This is a genomic window from Paracoccus marcusii, from assembly GCF_006151785.1.
Classification (GTDB): domain Bacteria; phylum Pseudomonadota; class Alphaproteobacteria; order Rhodobacterales; family Rhodobacteraceae; genus Paracoccus; species Paracoccus marcusii.
The window spans coordinates 1-1,216 of the sequence record NZ_VDDD01000256.1 but is presented as its reverse complement, the minus strand read 5'-3'; the positions used below and the strand labels follow the sequence as shown (position 1 = coordinate 1,216).

Below are 1,216 nucleotides of genomic sequence, written 5' to 3'. Positions count from 1 at the left end.
CGCCGCCGCGGCCGCCGACACCGCCCCCCGCGCGCCCGAGGCCGCGGGCCATCCCCGCCTGTCCGTCGCGCAATCGGGCGACATCGTGGCGGAACTGGCCGCGGTGATCGTCGCCAAGAAGGCGCACCTGTCCGAGGTGGACGGCCTGATCGGCGACGGCGATCACGGGATCAACATGGCCAAGGGCTTTGGCCGCGCGGCCGAACGCCTGTCGGGCCAGCCGCTGGACGGGGCCTTCCTGGTGCTGTCGGACGTGCTGATGTCCGAGATCGGCGGATCGATGGGGCCGCTTTACGGTTTTATGTTCCGCGACATGGGCCGCACCATCCGCGACCGCGCCGCCATCGACGCGGACGGGTTCCTGACCATGCTGCAGGCCGGGCTGTCCGCCGTCACCGCCACCGGCGCCGCCAAGGTCGGCGACAAGACCCTGATCGACTGCCTGGACCCGGCCATTGCGGCCTTCGACGCGGCACGACCCGACGGGTTCGCCGCCTCCTTGCGGGCGATGGCGCGGGCGGCGCAGCAGGGGCGCGACAGCACCGTCGACATGGTCGCCAAGCTGGGCCGCGCGGCGCGGTTGGGCGAACGGTCGCGGGGGGTGCCCGATGCCGGGGCGACGTCCTGCTGCCTGATCCTGACGACACTGGCCGACAGCGTGGAACGCCGCCTGTCGCAGCCGTGACGTGCCGTTCCGGGACCGCTTGCAACCCTGCGGCGGGCCGTGCCAATGAGGTCCGACATGCAGACGTTCTCGCGCCATGATCTGACCGACCTGTTCCGCAGCCTGGCCGAGCGCATGGCCGCGGAACAATCCTATCTGGCCGAACTGGACGGAGAGATCGGCGATGCCGATCACGGCGTGGCGATGGCCGGGGGCTTTGCCGCCGCGGCGCGCGCCCTGGGCGAGGCGGGCGAGGCGGACCAGACGCTGGCACAGGGGCTGACGCTGGCCGCGTCGTCCCTGCACAACGCGGTGGGCGCCACGACCGGCCCGCTTTATGCCAGCGCCCTGCTGCGCGCCGCGTCGGCGCTTGGCGCCGAGACGCAGGTGCCCCTGTCCCGCCTGCCAGAGGTCATCGTCGCCATGGCCGAGGGGATCGCCGCCCGCGGCCAGGGCAAGCCCGGCGACAAGACCATGGTCGATGCCTGGGCGCCTGCCGCCCATGCCGCCCGCGCAGGCCTGCAGGCGGGCCAGCCCGCGGCCGAGGTGCTG

2 protein-coding genes are annotated in these 1,216 nt (G+C 73.4%); both read left to right on the top strand.

What is annotated here, in order from left to right; translation table 11 throughout:
- Positions 1–685: dihydroxyacetone kinase subunit DhaL (gene dhaL, locus FHD68_RS18630; RefSeq protein WP_341872782.1), on the top strand; the 685-nt coding region annotated here is incomplete at its 5' end.
- A 57-nt stretch (positions 686–742) separates the two neighbouring features.
- Positions 743–1,216, top strand: a 474-nt coding sequence (locus tag FHD68_RS18625; protein WP_167550446.1) for a DAK2 domain-containing protein, incomplete at its 3' end; no start/stop codon positions are given.